The sequence below is a fragment of the Luteibacter sp. PvP120 genome (genome assembly GCF_054055715.1).
Genome location: NZ_JBSRXP010000003.1, coordinates 135,077 through 149,356, shown reverse-complemented (window position 1 = coordinate 149,356; position 14,280 = coordinate 135,077). Strand labels below are relative to the sequence as shown.

Genomic DNA, 14,280 nt, shown 5'->3' with positions numbered 1-14,280 from the left:
GCAGTGTCGGTATCGTCGATGACCGAGGGGAAGTGCCATGCGAACCGTGCGAGCCACCGTACTTGCCCTGGTCATCTGTGCGCCACTTTCCGGCTGCTACTACGACCCTGGCTACGGTTACGTGCGTAATGGAACGGGTGGCGATGCCTACTACGGACAGGAAACAACGACCACGATCGTCGATCCGGGCTACGGCTACTACGACAATGGCTACGGCTACGGTCCCGGCTGCTGTTACTCCGGCGTAACCGTCGGCGCCGTCTGGTACGACTACGGCGGTCGCCGCTACTACCGCGGACGCGATGGCAATTACTGGGATCGCTCGGGCCACCGAGGCCCGCCCCCGGGTCGCGGCGGACCGCCCGGCGACCGTCCGGGCGGCTGGCAGGGGCATCGACCGGATCATGATCGTCCGGGTGGCGATCGTCCCGGTGGCTGGCAGGGCGGCCGCCCCGGCGGCGACCGCCCTGGTGGCTGGCAAGGGGGGCGTCCCGGCGGCGATCACCCCGGTGGCTCGCAGGGCGGTCGCCCTGGCGGTGACCGTCCCGGTGGTTGGCAAGGCGGTCGTCCGTCCCGCGACCCCAACGGCCAGGGGCCAGGTAACCGCCCGAGCAACGGCAACCCCGACGCGCGACCGTCGCAGAACCGACGGGACACGAACGGGCCACGCCGCATCGATCGCGACCACGACTCGCGTTAGGCCGCCCGCAACGTCGGGCCGCCGCAAGGCACGCATCACTCACGTCGGCACTCACATGATGAAGGCCAGCCTCCCGCGATACATGCGCGATCACGCGCAGCGCTGATGTTTTTGCAGCGAAAGCCCACAGAAGATAGTGGGCCATGTCTTTCGAATGGGCGCCTAGGCTGCAGGCTGACTCGTATCGGCAGGCCGCCTTGTCTCGGTATCCCCGTTTTTCCCTGGTTACCCTGGCCATAGCCGCGCTGCTCGGCTGCACGCTGGTACAAGCCGCACCGTGGCTGCCGTCATCGTCGCTGTGTCTCGCCGTCGTCATGGCGCTGCTCGTAGTGCTCATGCGCGTGCGAAACGATGTCGCTCGGCATGCCGTCACCGTGGCGCTATTTGCCGCATGGGCCGCGCTGCACGGAGCGCGCGGTGTCAGCGAGCGGTTGCCGCGCGAGAGCGAAGGAGAGGACGTCACCCTGGTGGGCCGGGTCGTCGATTTGCCCCGGCGCGTCGATGCCGACACGAGCTTTCTCTTCGTCCCGGACGCTATCGGTGACGCCACCGTCGTGCTTCGGGGCAGGGTGCGTCTGACCTGGTACCGGTCGGCATCGCCGCCGCGCCCCTGCGAACGCTGGCGATTGCGGGTTCGCCTGCGCCGTCCTCGCGGGTCAGTCAATCCCGGCGGTAGCGACGCCGAGCGGGTGGCCTTGCAGCGGGGCATCGTGGCAACCGGCTACGTTCGTCCATCGCGGGACAATCGCAAGGTATCCGACAGCGAATGCGTCGACGGATGGCGTTCCGCTATCGCCGATGCCTTGGATCGTCAGCTGGGGGCGCGACGTGCCCGCGTGATCAAGGCCTTGTCCGTGGGCGACATGCGTGGGCTCGATGGCGCCGACTGGGACATCGCCCGCGCCACGGGGGTGTCCCACCTCATTGCGATCTCGGGGTTCCACGTGGGCGTGGCCGCCAGTGGCGGCGTGCTTCTCGTGCGCCTGATCTACGCCGCGTTCCCCTGGCTGGCGCTACGGCTTCCCCGGCCGGTGGTCCAGTCCATCGCCGGCCTGCTTGTCGCCACGGGCTACGGCCTGCTGGCGGGCATGGGACTGCCGACAGTGCGCACCTTGCTGATGATTGCCGTCATGGCCGCTGCCCATTGCCTGCGTCGTGGCGTCCACGGCGTGACCATGCTCGCCCTTGCCCTGGTTGCCGTGCTGGTCGCGTCGCCGCTTTCGGTGCTCTCCGCAGGCTTCTGGCTGTCCTTCGCAGGCGTCGGTTTCCTGATGGCATGCGTCGCGCCGCGGGCCGAGGGCTGGCGCGGCTGGATCGGCGAGCTGCTGCCCGCACAGGCGGCCATGAGTCTCCTTCTCCTGCCGATGTCCCTGTGGTGGTTCGGCAGTGCCTCGCTTGCCGGTTTCGCCGCGAACCTGGTGGCGGCACCGCTGGTGAGCTTCCTGGTGGTGCCGCTTTGCCTGGCCGGTAGCGTGTTGCTGCCGTGGCCCGTGCTTGCCGCGCCCCTGCTGTCCACCGCAAGCGGACTGCTCGACGCCCTGTGGCATGGCCTCGCCCTGGTCGCGGCGTGGCCGGCCGCGCGACTGGGCGTGGCGGAAGCGGGTCTGGTTCCCGTCGTGCTCGCCAGCTTCGGTGCGGCCTGGCTTTTCCTGCCGCGCGGCGTGCCACTGCGTGGCTATGGAAGTCTGCTCTGCCTGCCGCTGCTGATGCCGCCGAAGGCAGTCCCGACGCACGGTGCCTTTCACGCCTGGGTACTGGACGTGGGGCAGGGCCTGGCGGTGCTGGTGCGCACGCGCTCGCATACGCTGGTGTACGACACCGGACCGGCGTATGCGGGCGGCCGCGACGCCGGCGCGGGCGTCGTGTTGCCGTCCATCACGGCACTGGGGCTGGGCCCCGTGGATATGCTGGTCGTCAGCCACGGCGACCGCGACCATGCCGGCGGTGCCTCGTCGATCGCGGCACGTTATCCGCAGGCCCTGCGCCTGTCGGGTGAGCCACGCCGCCTTGCCTTCCCGGCACAGCGCTGCACGGCGCAGACCTCGTGGTCGTGGGACGGCGTGGTGTTCCGCTTCATCGACGTGCCGCGCGAGCGTTCGGGAAAGACCCCTGGCAACGACCGCTCGTGCGTCCTCTCGATCGAAGGCGCAGGCGGCCGCTTCCTCCTGACCGGCGACATCAGCGAACGCGCCGAGCGCCGCGTGGACGAGGATGCATGGTTATCCGAGCTGCCCACGGTGAGCACCGTGGCCCACCACGGCAGCCGTCACTCTTCGGGTGCGGGTTGGCTGGCTGCCGTCGAGCCCGTTCTCGCCGTGGCCTCCGCGGGCTACCGCAACCGGTTCGGGCATCCGCACCCGACGGTGGTGCGTCGTTTCGAAGCGGTGGGTGCGCGGATGCTGGTGACGGCGGGTAGCGGGGCGGTGCGTATCGATTTTCCGCTCCGCGGCGGGCCGAGGGTGGCCCGCGAATGGCGACTGGGCGAACGCCGCTACTGGCGGGACTAGCGGCGTCGCGATCGCGGGCTTCAGATGACGTAGTCCTCTTGCCGGTAGGATCCCCGTTCGACCTTCAGTTCGACGCTGCCGTCGGCTAGCCTGACATAGTATGAAACGTCGCCCTGAAGGTAGTTCTGCACGAGGTAGCCGCCGAGTCGGTATCGCGAGGCTTCATCCCAATAAGGGGGAAGCTTGACGTTCGCAGTTTCCTTGTAGAGCGACATCAGTTTGACCGATCCGTTGACCGTGTTACCAAGACCGGCATAGTTGATGCGTCTGAATCTACTGGCATTGACCGGGTCGCTGACCTCGAATCCATCGGCATTGAGCGACTCGCTGCCGTGAAAATTTCCCTGGATATCCCAGGAACCGTTGTCTTCATCGTAGGTTCGTGCGACCTGCCGATTGAATGCATCGGCAAGCCGAGGCAGGCTACCGTCGAAGTTGAGTTGGTCCTCGACCCAGGCCCGCTCGTCGATCGTCATCTCGGTGTCGACGACTTTGAGCCGGCCGTCATCGTAGATCGTGTCGAAAGGCTTCTCCATGATGGTCGGCCGCAGCATCTTCATGGTCTGAAGCCTCGGCTCCAGTGCGTTCGCGAAATCGACGAAGCGATACTCGACGGCCTGCTGGTTGAGCCATCGGGTGTCATAGGTGCGCTGGCGATCTTCGTCGGATAACGGATGCTTGACGCAACCCCTGGCGCATAGTGTTTCCGGTGTCGTGGCCGGTGGCGGTTTAACCTTTGGCAACGAAGGTTGCGACCATGCAGGCAGTGCGCTCAATGCGTTCATGGCTGGTTCCCCCTGAAGCGCTCACGACACACATGCTGGAAGTTTGCCCCTTCGGGCGGCTGGCGGTCGTCGGCTGTTGTCGCCGTAACGGTTGCCCCGGGAACATAGGTGATATCCCAATACGCCGGCTTGTTGGATCGGCGGTGCACGCTGAGCGGACCCACGATACCTGGACCTCGACACTCGCCGATCGGCAAGCGCACGGTCGCCATGCCGCGGGAATCGGTGATGGCATCGACCGCCGCGAGTTCCACTGCTTTCTTCGTCGTGCCATCACGATCGAAGGCAACGATTCGGATGCGTTCTCCAGGCGCTGGGGTCTTGCCATCGGCCTTGAACGCCGCCGCCGTGACATCAAGGAATCGGGCGGCATTGGCGCCGCCCGGCATGCCGCCAGTGCGCAGGCCGGGCGCGAGATGCGTGATGTTCTCGCGGCTACCCGCGCGGGTGATGACGGCGTGGGTGCTCGTCGGCGCCGTGGCGGCGGCAGTGGTGCATGCTATGCCCAGTACACATGCCATCGTCAATGTGTTTCGCATGTCGGTTTCCTCGCTGATAAGTGACGTTTCAACGTAGGTGGAAACCTTGCGGCCATCTGTCGGGCACGACCCTCGCGTCGCTTCGTTCCGTCACCCGTCGGACAGGGCGTTTAGTCGCCTTCGTCGTGGCCTTGCCCGCATCCCGCTCGCCCGAAACCCTGGCCGAGGCGGTGCGTACGGCCAAGGCCGATGTCGGTTTCACCGGGACGCTTCCTCCTGACCGGCGACATCAGCGAACGCGCCGAACGCCGCATCGATCAGGATGCATGGTTGCTGGTGAAGGCGGGTAGCGGGGAGGCATATCAATTTCCCTTTCCACGGCGTGCCGATCATATCCAGAGACCCTTGTGCTGAAACGAACCCCGTTCGGTCTGCAGCTCAACGGTGCCGTCGGGACGTTTCACATAGCGCGACAGTTCACCATCCAGGTATTTCTGCACCAGATGCCCGCCCATGCGGTCACGATCCGACTCGTCCATGTAGCAAGGCAGCTTGTAGTCGCGCACATCGTTGCAAAGGGAAATCAACTTGACGGACGCATTGACCGTGCGATCCAGCCCCAGGTAACTGATGCTTTCGTTGAAGGCGTCGCCGTTCAGCGGGACGTGCCCGTGGAAAACGCCGGCCTCGTCCCAAGCGCCATTGTCTTCATCGTAGGTCCGGACAACTTGTCGGTTGAAAGCGTCTGCCAGCCGAGCTAACACCCCGTCGATATTCAGCTGCTCCTCTACCCATGCTTTTTCTTCATGGGTCATGTCAGTGTCCACGACCTCGAGTCGCCCGTTGTCGTAGATCGTGTCGAAGGGCTTTTCCATCAGATCAGGCCTGAGCATCTGCATGGTTTGCAGCCTGGGTCGCAGCGTATTGACGAAATCGACGAAGCGGTCCTGCACAGCTTTTATGTTGGCTATCTCGGTTTCAAACGTACGCTTCGAGTCGATCCGCGTGTTGAGTGAGTCCAGGCATTCCTTTGAGCCATCATGAGTACGCGAAGGTCTGGTTGGCGGTGAGGGGGGGATGGGTGCGACGTACTGCAGCGAATCGAGCGAAGCAGGCAGGGTCATGGACGTGCTCCGAGATACTGCTCACGACACACATGCTGAAAATTGGCCTCACGAACCGTAGTGTCGGGCGATGTCCTCGCTCTCACGATAGCTCCTGGAACATAGGTGATCGACCACCATGCCGGTCGGTTCGATGGGCGACGGGCCGTCACGGGTCCCACGATGCCCGGTCCCCGACATACGCCGATATCGAGGCGGGTGCGGGCCACACCCTGGGAGTTGGCTACGGCGACGGTCGTGGCCAGTGGGGTCCTGCGTTCAGCGCTCGCATCGCCATCGAAGGCCTCGAACGTGACGGACACGCCGGGTGCGGGTGTCGTGCCATCGGCCTGGAAGACCATCGCCGTGACATCGAGGAATCGCGCGGCATTGGCTCCGCCCGGCATGCTGCCGCCGTATAGGCCCGGGGCGAGATGCGTGATGTTTTCGCGGCTGCTCGCGTTGGTGATGACGGCATGGGTGCTCGCCGATGCCATGGCGGCGGTGCATGCCATGGCCAGTGCGCATGCCATCGTTGACGTATTTCGCATGTCGGGTGCCTCGCTGGTGGGTGAGGTCTCAACGTAGGTAGAAACCTTGCCGCCATCTGTCGGGCATGACCCCCGCGTCGCTGCGTTCCGTCACTCGTCGGAAGGGATGTTCATGCGCGTTCGTCGTGGCCTCGCCCGCGTCCTGCCGACCCGGAACACAGCCCCGGTTGTTGCACCGCGGTTTGACTTTCGAAATTTAGAACGATTTAAATGGCGATTACGCACTTCCAGGGGCAACGCGCGTGACGCAAACGAAACAGGGTTGGAGCAGGACGGCGTGGGTCGTCGGCATGATGGCGGCCGTGGCCGGTCCGGCGGGTGCCACGACGGCGGCGCAGCGCTTCGACACCTCGTTCGAGCCCGGCGATCCCGCCCTGGTGACCCGGACTGCGGGTGGCCTGGACATCAGCCTGGTCGGCGGGCCGCCGGCCGAGGCGGTACTCACCGCCAAGGCCGATGTCGGCTTTACGGGCACGCATTCCCTGCGTTACGCCGGCAATTCCACGGGCGCGCCCAACGCCGCCCGCTTGTTCGATACCGATATCCGCGTGGGCGACGGCACAACGCTGTCCTGGCTGGTCTTTCCGCGGTCGAACAAGGACGACCTCGCCAATCCGGCGAACTATGTCGCGGTGGACCTGGTGTTCGACGACGGCTCGCGGCTGTCCACCATGGCGGCACGCGACCAGCATCGGGTGCGCGCGACCGCGAAGGGGCAGGGCGAAGGACGCGTGCTCTATCCCGACCAGTGGAACTACGTCAGCGTGGACCTGGGTGCGGTGGCGCGGGGACGTCGCGTCAAGGCGATCGAGCTGGTTGCCGATGCGCCGCCGGGCAAGGCCTTCGAGGGCTATGTGGACGACATCCGCATCGGCACCGTCACGCCGGTGAACAGCACACACCCCACCGACTATGTGGACACGCGCCGCGGCTCGAACGCGAACGCCAATTTCTCGCGTGGCAACAATTTCCCTGCCGTGGCCCTGCCGCACGGGTTCAATTTCTGGACGCCCGTCACCAACGCTGGGTCCAACTGGCTCTACCAGTACCAGGAGCGCAACGGGCCCGACAACCGGCCGCGGATCGAGGCCTTCGCCCTGTCTCACGAGCCCAGCCCATGGATGGGCGAGCGCCAGACCTTCCAGGTGATGCCGGCCCAGGCGACCACGGGTGTCCCGACGTTGAAACGCGAGACGCGCGCGTTGTCGTTCGGTCACGACGCCGAGGTGGCTCACCCCGATTATTACCGGGTGCGTTTCGACAACGGCCTGACCACCGAGATCACGCCCACCGACCATGCCGCGATGTTCCGCTTTACCTTTACCGGCAAGCGATCGCAGCTGGTGTTCGACAACCTCAACGAGAAGGCGGAAGTCACGCTCGATCCGGGACATCGTGCCATCCAGGGCTGGTCGGACGTCCGCAGCGGCTTGTCCACCGGCGCCACGCGCCTGTTCTTCTATGCCGAGTTCGACCTGGACGTGGCCGACAGCGGTCGTCTCACGGGTGAGAAGCGCGATGCCGCCTCCGCCTGGTTCGGCTTCGACACCGCGAAGAAGGGCGATCGTACGGTCACGATGCGTATCGCCACCTCGCTGATTTCCGTCGACCAGGCCAAGGCCAACCTCGCGCAGGAAATCGCCACGACGGATACGTTCGACGGCGTGCGCGAGCGGGCCCGCAAGGCGTGGGATGAGCGCCTGGGCATGATTCAGGTGGAAGGCGCGACGCCGGACGAGCGGACCATCCTCTACTCGAACCTCTATCGGCTGTTCCTCTATCCGAACCACGCCTATGAAAACACCGGTACGAAGGACCAGCCCGTCTGGCGCTACGCCAGTCCGTTCTCCGCTGCGGCGGGCGTGAACACCGCCACGCAGACCGGCGCGCGCGTGGTGGACGGCCAGCCCTACGTGAACAACGGCTTCTGGGACACCTACCGCACCGCCTGGCCGGCGTACGTGCTGCTGACGCCGACCGAGGCGGGCAGGATGATCGACGGCTTCGTGCAGCAGTACCGCGACGGCGGCTGGATCGCCCGCTGGTCGTCGCCCGGTTACGCCGATCTGATGGTGGGCACCAGCTCCGACGTGGCGTTCGCGGATGCGTGGCTGAAGGGCGTGCGCAACTTCGACGTCGCGTCGTTCTACCAGTCCGCCATCCGCAACGCGTCCACCGTCAGTGACGTGAAGGGTGCGGGCCGCAAGGGCATCCAGCGTTCGTTGTTCAACGGTTACACCGACGACACGGTGAACGAAGGGCTGTCCTGGTCGATGGACGGCTACATCAACGATTTTGCCATCGGCAACCTAGCCGCGGCGCTGGCGAAGGACACCCGCTCGTCCGGCGGTTATGCCGCGTATGCGGACGATGCCGCCTGGTATCGCTCGCGGGCGCTGGGCTACGCGAACCTGTTCGACCCGGCGGTGGGCTTCTTCGTCGCACGCGATCCCGCCGGCAAGTGGCGCTGGAACGACAAGGACTTCAACCCGACGCGCTGGGGTGGCGACTACACTGAGACCAATGCCTGGAATATGGCCTTCCATGCGCCGCAGGATGGCGCCGGGCTGGCCGCGCTCTATGGCGGCCGTGCCGCGCTGGCCGCCAAGCTGGACCAGTTCTTCAGCACGCCCGGTACGTTCGATGTGGGCGATTACGGCGACGTGATCCACGAGATGCTGGAAGCGCGCGACGTGCGGATGGGCCAATACGGCCACTCCAACCAGCCCTCGCACCACATCATCTGGATGTACGACGAGGCCGGCCAGCCGTGGAAGACCCAGGACAAGCTGCGCGACGCCGTGTCACGGCTGTACGTGGGCAGCGAGATCGGCCAGGGCTATCCTGGCGACGAAGATAACGGAGAGATGTCGGCGTGGTGGCTGTTCGGTGCCGCGGGTTTCTATCCGCTGCGCATGGGCACGCCGGAGTACGTGATCGGCGCGCCGCACTTCCCGCACATGACCATCCGCCTGGAAAACGGCGCGGCCATCGACATCCGCGCGCCGGGCGTCAGCGACACCAACCGCTACGTGCAGTCGCTTACGGTCAACGGCCAGCCCTGGAACAGCGTGACGCTGCCGCACGAGCTGCTGGCCCGTGGCGCCACCCTGGACTTCACCATGGGCTCTAGCCCGTCTACGTGGGGCACGGGCGCCGACGCGCTGCCGGCATCGATCAGCGCCGAAGGCAGCAAGCCCGCACCGCTGGTCGACCTGACCGCGGCGGGCGGCAAGGCCTTCGGTTCGGCGACGGCGGGCGAGCTGGCCAAGCTGTTCGACAACACTTCGGACACCACGGCCCACCTCGACGGCAAGGGGGCCAGCCTGGGCTGGCACTTCGATGCGCCGGTGACGGTGCGGATGCTCACCCTGACCTCGGCCACCACGGCGGCGGATGCCTCGGGCTGGGTGCTGGAAGGTTCCAGCGACGGCAAGCACTACACCACCGTGGACCAGCGCCAGGGGCAGGCCTGGTCCTGGCGTCGGCAGACGCGGGCCTTCGCCGTGGCGACACCCGGGGCGTACGCCTGGTACCGCCTGCGGCTGGTGGCCGCGAACCCGGGCGCGGGTATCGACCTGGGCGAGGTGGAGTTCCTCGGCCATCGGTGAGCGGACGGGCGGGGGCGTCCAGCCCCCGCCACGTGCCCTGCTATGATGTCGCCCTGACTCAAACGTACCTCCGGGGTTCACGTGCTCGAGATCCTTCTCGCTGGCGGCTGGGCATTGCTGCCGATCCTGATCTGCTCGCTGGTCGCCATGGCGATCGTGTTCGAACGCTTCTGGGCACTGCGCCGCGCGGCGGTACTGCCGCCAGGACTGGGCGACGAAGTGCGCCAGTGGGCGCGTTCCGCCCAGCTGGATGCCGGCCACCTCGCGGCGCTGGAGAAGGGCTCGCCCCTGGGTGAACTGTTCGCCGGCGCGCTGGCCGTGCGCGATCGCCCCCGCGAGATCATCAAGGAGCGGATCGAGGACAGCGGTCGCCATGTGGTCCATCGCATGGAGCGTTACCTCAACACGCTGGGCACCATCGCCCTCATCGGGCCGCTGCTGGGCCTGCTGGGCACGGTCATCGGCCTGATCCGCATGTTCATGGGCGTGATGGCCGGCGGCATCGGCGATCCCACGCGCATGGCCGGCGGCATCGGCGAAGCCCTGATCTGCACGGCGTTCGGCCTGATCGTCTCGATCCCGGCGTATGTCCTGCATCGTTATTTCCGCTCGAAGGTGGGCGGCTACGTGGTGCAGATGGAAAAGGAAGCCACCGCGCTGCTCGACGATCTTTCCGCCGCGCGTCCGGCCGCGCGCCGTCGTCCTGCTGCGGCGGATGCCGTCGCACCGCAGGCGGGTTGATCCATGCGCATCGGCTCCCGTCGCGAGGACGACTTCGAGATCAACGTGATCTCGCTGATCGACGTCCTGCTCACCCTGCTGATGTTCTTCGTGCTCAGTACCACTTTCGTCCAGCACTCCCGGCTCAAGGTCGACCTGCCCAAGGCGGATGGCGAGGCGCGCGAGGGCACGGACAACGCACTCAACGTGGTCATCGACCGTGACGGCCATTACGCCGTGGGCAGCGACGAAGTGATGGGCGAGGGCATCGAGCCCCTGAAGACGGCCATCCAGCGCGCCGCCGGCGACGACCGCAACCGCCTGGTGGTGATCCGTGCCGATGCGATGACGCCCCACCAGAATGTCGTGCGCGCCATGGATGCGCTAGGCCAGGTCGGCTTCACGCGGCTGTCCATCGCCACGACGCCTTCCGAAGGGACTGCCAAGCCGTGAACAGCTCCCGCACGTCGGTCTGGGATGCCCGGACCTGGCAGACCTACAAGCGCCTGCTCGGCTACACCCGGCGCTATCGCGCGGCGGGTATCGTCGCCATCGTCGGCATGATCATCGATCCGGCCTGCCTGTCGTTGTTCACCAACCTGTTGCAGCCGCTGATCGACAACCTGTTCATCGCACGCGATGCGCACACGATTTTCTGGATGCCCATCTGGATCATCGGCATCTTCGCGGTGCGCGGCGTGGCGTCTTATTGCACCGACTACGGCATCGCCTACGTCGGTCGCAACGTGGTGCAGGCCATCCGCATCGACGTGTTCGCGGCGTACCTGCGCCTGCCGTCCACGTTCTTCGCCAAGGAGCCGTCGGGCCAGCAGATCTCGCGCATCACCTACACCAGCGAGCAGGTGGCAGCGGCGTCGTCGGATTCGCTCAAGGTGGCGGTCACCGAGGGCCTCACCGTGGTCGGCCTGCTGTCGGTCATGCTCTACCAGAGCGCCTACCTGGCCATGGCGCTGCTGGTGCTGGTGCCGTGCGTCGTAGTGATCGTCACCGTGATCAGCCGCCGCTACCGCAAGATCAGCAAGCGCATCCAGGGCAACATGGGTACGGTGACCAGCGCCGTGGAAGAAGCCGTCGCGGCCAATCGCGAAGTGCGCATCTACGGCGGCCAGGCGCGCGAGGGCGATCGCTTCGCGTCCATCGCCGATCGCCAGCGCCGGCTCAACCTCAAGGTGTCGGCCACCAGTGCGGCGTCCAGCGCCACGATCCAGACCGTTGGCGCCATGGCGCTGGCCACGCTGGTGTTCCTGGGCACGCGGCCGGGTGTCATCGAGACCATCACCCCCGGCGTGTTCACGGCGGTGCTCACGGCCATGGGCGGCATGCTGCCGTCGCTCAAGCGCCTGGCCGGCATCCAGTCCAACCTGCAGAAGGGCGTCAGCGCTGCGGAAGACCTGTTCGCCATCATCGACGAGCCGGCGGAAGTCGATAACGGCACCGAGCCCCTCGTGCGCACCCGTGGCGATCTCCGCTTCGAGAACGTCCGGCTGGTCTACGAGCGCAACAACCATATGGCGTTACGTGGCGTCGACCTGGTCTGCGCCCCCGGCACCGTCACGGCACTCGTGGGACGCTCCGGCAGCGGCAAGTCCAGCCTGGTCAGCCTGTTGCCGCGCTTCTACGAGCCGACCGAAGGGCACATCCTGCTCGACGGCCGCGACTACGCGCAGTACACCCTGGCCTCGCTGCGCCGGCAGATCGCCTGGGTCGGCCAGCACGTCGTGCTGTTCGACGACACGGTGGCCGCCAACATCGCCTATGGCGAAATGGCCGGCGCCTCCGAGGACGACATCGTGGCGGCAGCCCGCGCGGCCAACGCGATGGAGTTCATCGAGCGGCTGCCCGAGGGGCTGCACACGCAGATCGGGCAGGGCGGCAACTCGCTGTCCGGCGGCCAGCGCCAGCGCATAGCCATCGCGCGCGCCATCCTGAAGAACGCACCGATACTCGTGCTTGACGAAGCCACCAGCGCGCTGGATACCGAATCCGAGCGACTGATCCAGGACGCCTTGACCCGTCTCATGCGCGATCGCACCACGCTGGTGATCGCGCATCGCCTGTCCACCATCGAGCACGCCGACCAGATCGCCGTGATGGAACAGGGCCGCATCATCGAACTGGGCACGCACCGGCAATTGCTGGACAAGCAGGGCCAGTACGCCGCGCTGCACCGGATGCAGTTCCACGAGCAGCCGTCCGAGGGCTGACCGTGGCCCTTGGCGATTCCCTGCAGCAACGGTGGTACGGCGGTGGGTCACCCCCGCTGTGGACACGTCCGCTGGAGGCGCTGTACCGCGCCGTGGTGCGCCAGCGCGCGCGGCGCTTTCGTCGGGATCCCTCGGCCGTGGTCAGGCTGTCGGTGCCCGTGGTGGTGGTGGGCAACATCACCCTAGGTGGCACCGGCAAGACACCGCTGATCGTTGCGCTGGCCCACGCCATGCGCGAGCGCGGTTTCCACCCGGGCATCGTCAGCCGCGGGTACGGTGGCAGTGAACGCGGCCCATGGCTGCTCGGCCCGGAGGATGCGCCGGCGAAGGTCGGCGACGAGCCTGCGCTGATCCGTCAGAGCGGCTTTCCCGTCGCCATCGGCCGCGAGCGCCCCGAAGCCGCGCAGCTGCTGATCGACGCGGGGTGCAACCTGATCCTCGCCGACGACGGCTTGCAGCACCATCGGCTGGGCCGTGACGTGGAGATCTGCGTCATCGACGGTGAGCGCCGCCTGGGTAACGGCCACCTTTTGCCCGCGGGCCCGCTGCGTGAGCCCGCCAGCCGGCTGGCGCGGGTGGATTTCATCGTGGTCAACGGCCATGCCGTGCAGCCCGGCGAGATCGCGATGAGCCTGCAAGGTGGCATCGCCGTCAACCTGGCCGACCCGTCGCGTAGCGTGCCGCTGGCGGAATTCGCCGGGCGACCCGCGCACGCGGTCGCCGGCATCGGTCACCCGGCGCGCTTCTTCGCCAGCCTGGCAGCGCAGGGGATCACGGTGGATGGACATCCGTTCGCCGACCACCACGCGTTCACCCGTGACGACTTCACCTTCGCCGATGGGTGTCCGGTGCTGATGACCGACAAGGACGCGGTGAAGTGCCGGGATTTCGCGCGTGACAACTGGTGGCGCGTGCCGGTGAGGGCGGTGTTGCCGGCGTCGTTTTACGATGCGGTGGCGGCGAGGGTGGCGGGTCGGTCTTGATATGAAAAAACCCCAGAGCGGATGGGATCCGGCTCTGGGGTTTTCGGTGCTAGCGTGGTGTTGTCGCCTTGAGGCTGGCGTGGCGTAGACCGGGGTCGCGCACATCGTGCGCTCCTACACCACTTATGCGCGATCCTGGATCTCGCACATCGTGCGCTCCTACTGGACGCGGGAGACGTTGCCGTTTTCGTCGACGACCACGATGTCGCCCTGGCGGATGGCGCTGGCGTCCTTGACCTGCACGTTGCTGTAGCCGCCGGCGCCCATCTTCAGGCGGAGGGTGTAGCTCTCGCTGCCGCCGCCCTTGCCGATGGCGTTGCCGGCGAAGCCGCCGCCGACAGCGCCGCCGACCGTGGCCAGCTTGCGGCCGTTGCCGCGACCGACCTGGTTGCCGAGCACGCCGCCGGCGATGGCGCCGATGACGGCACCCGCGGTGCCGTGGTCACGGCCCTGGACGACGTTGTGCTCAATGCTCTGCACCACGCCGCACTGGTCGCAGCGGACATAGATGCCGTCGCTGCGGGTCAGCGTGGCGGCCGACGCGGGAGCGACTACCGCCGTGGCGAGAAGGGCGGCCAGGGGAAGGCCTAGGATCGTCTTGATATGCATGGAGTCA

At 66.6% G+C, this 14,280-nt stretch carries 12 protein-coding genes; 7 read left to right on the top strand and 5 right to left on the bottom strand.

The window, feature by feature from the left end:
* The first annotated feature begins 37 nt into the window (after positions 1-37).
* Together ACVKN3_RS07940 and ACVKN3_RS07935 are read left to right on the top strand one after the other, a co-directional pair.
* Complete coding sequence (locus ACVKN3_RS07940) at positions 38-700, top strand: hypothetical protein (protein WP_285405367.1); 663 nt, start codon at positions 38-40, stop codon at positions 698-700.
* 143 nt (positions 701-843) lie between these two features.
* A complete protein-coding gene (locus tag ACVKN3_RS07935) occupies positions 844-3,207 on the top strand; it encodes a DNA internalization-related competence protein ComEC/Rec2 (RefSeq protein ID WP_354516538.1) in 2,364 nt (787 codons plus the stop codon).
* Positions 3,208-3,227: 20 nt separating this feature from the next.
* Here ACVKN3_RS07935 and ACVKN3_RS07930 read toward each other — a convergent pair whose 3' ends face one another.
* The 4 genes from ACVKN3_RS07930 to ACVKN3_RS07915 form a co-directional block, all read right to left on the bottom strand.
* On the bottom strand, positions 3,228-3,992 hold the full coding sequence (locus ACVKN3_RS07930) for a hypothetical protein (RefSeq protein ID WP_354516540.1): 765 nt from the start codon (positions 3,990-3,992) through the stop codon (positions 3,228-3,230).
* The gene (locus ACVKN3_RS07925; RefSeq protein ID WP_354516542.1) at positions 3,989-4,531 is read right to left on the bottom strand and encodes a hypothetical protein; all 543 of its coding nucleotides are present in this window, start codon (positions 4,529-4,531) and stop codon (positions 3,989-3,991) included. Before ACVKN3_RS07925 ends, ACVKN3_RS07930 begins: the two co-directional genes overlap by 4 nt.
* A gap of 329 nt (positions 4,532-4,860) precedes the next feature.
* Positions 4,861-5,595: a hypothetical protein gene (locus ACVKN3_RS07920; protein WP_354516544.1), complete on the bottom strand. Its 735-nt coding sequence runs from the start codon at positions 5,593-5,595 to the stop codon at positions 4,861-4,863.
* Complete coding sequence (locus ACVKN3_RS07915) at positions 5,592-6,125, bottom strand: hypothetical protein (protein ID WP_354516545.1); 534 nt, start codon at positions 6,123-6,125, stop codon at positions 5,592-5,594. The genes ACVKN3_RS07920 and ACVKN3_RS07915 overlap by 4 nt, the downstream gene beginning before the upstream one ends.
* A 290-nt stretch (positions 6,126-6,415) precedes the next feature.
* Here ACVKN3_RS07915 and ACVKN3_RS07910 point away from each other — a divergent pair, with 290 nt between their 5' ends.
* The 5 genes from ACVKN3_RS07910 (at position 6,416) to lpxK (ending at position 13,664) form a co-directional block, all read left to right on the top strand.
* Positions 6,416-9,736: a GH92 family glycosyl hydrolase gene (locus ACVKN3_RS07910; protein WP_456991625.1), complete on the top strand. Its 3,321-nt coding sequence runs from the start codon at positions 6,416-6,418 to the stop codon at positions 9,734-9,736.
* A gap of 81 nt (positions 9,737-9,817) precedes the next feature.
* Positions 9,818-10,477: a MotA/TolQ/ExbB proton channel family protein gene (locus ACVKN3_RS07905; protein ID WP_285405381.1), complete on the top strand. Its 660-nt coding sequence runs from the start codon at positions 9,818-9,820 to the stop codon at positions 10,475-10,477.
* 3 nt (positions 10,478-10,480) lie between these two features.
* Complete coding sequence (locus ACVKN3_RS07900; RefSeq protein WP_036141963.1) at positions 10,481-10,909, top strand: ExbD/TolR family protein; 429 nt, start codon at positions 10,481-10,483, stop codon at positions 10,907-10,909.
* Entirely contained in the window at positions 10,906-12,681 is a 1,776-nt protein-coding gene (gene msbA, locus ACVKN3_RS07895; RefSeq protein WP_285405384.1) for a lipid A export permease/ATP-binding protein MsbA, read from the top strand. The genes ACVKN3_RS07900 and msbA overlap by 4 nt, the downstream gene beginning before the upstream one ends.
* A gap of 2 nt (positions 12,682-12,683) precedes the next feature.
* Positions 12,684-13,664, top strand: a complete 981-nt coding sequence (gene lpxK, locus ACVKN3_RS07890; protein ID WP_354516550.1) for a tetraacyldisaccharide 4'-kinase — start codon at positions 12,684-12,686, stop codon at positions 13,662-13,664.
* 159 nt (positions 13,665-13,823) lie between these two features.
* On the opposite strand, the gene ACVKN3_RS07885 is transcribed toward lpxK, so the two are convergent.
* The gene (locus ACVKN3_RS07885; RefSeq protein ID WP_285405388.1) at positions 13,824-14,273 is read right to left on the bottom strand and encodes a glycine zipper 2TM domain-containing protein; all 450 of its coding nucleotides are present in this window, start codon (positions 14,271-14,273) and stop codon (positions 13,824-13,826) included.
* Positions 14,274-14,280: the final 7 nt, after the last annotated feature.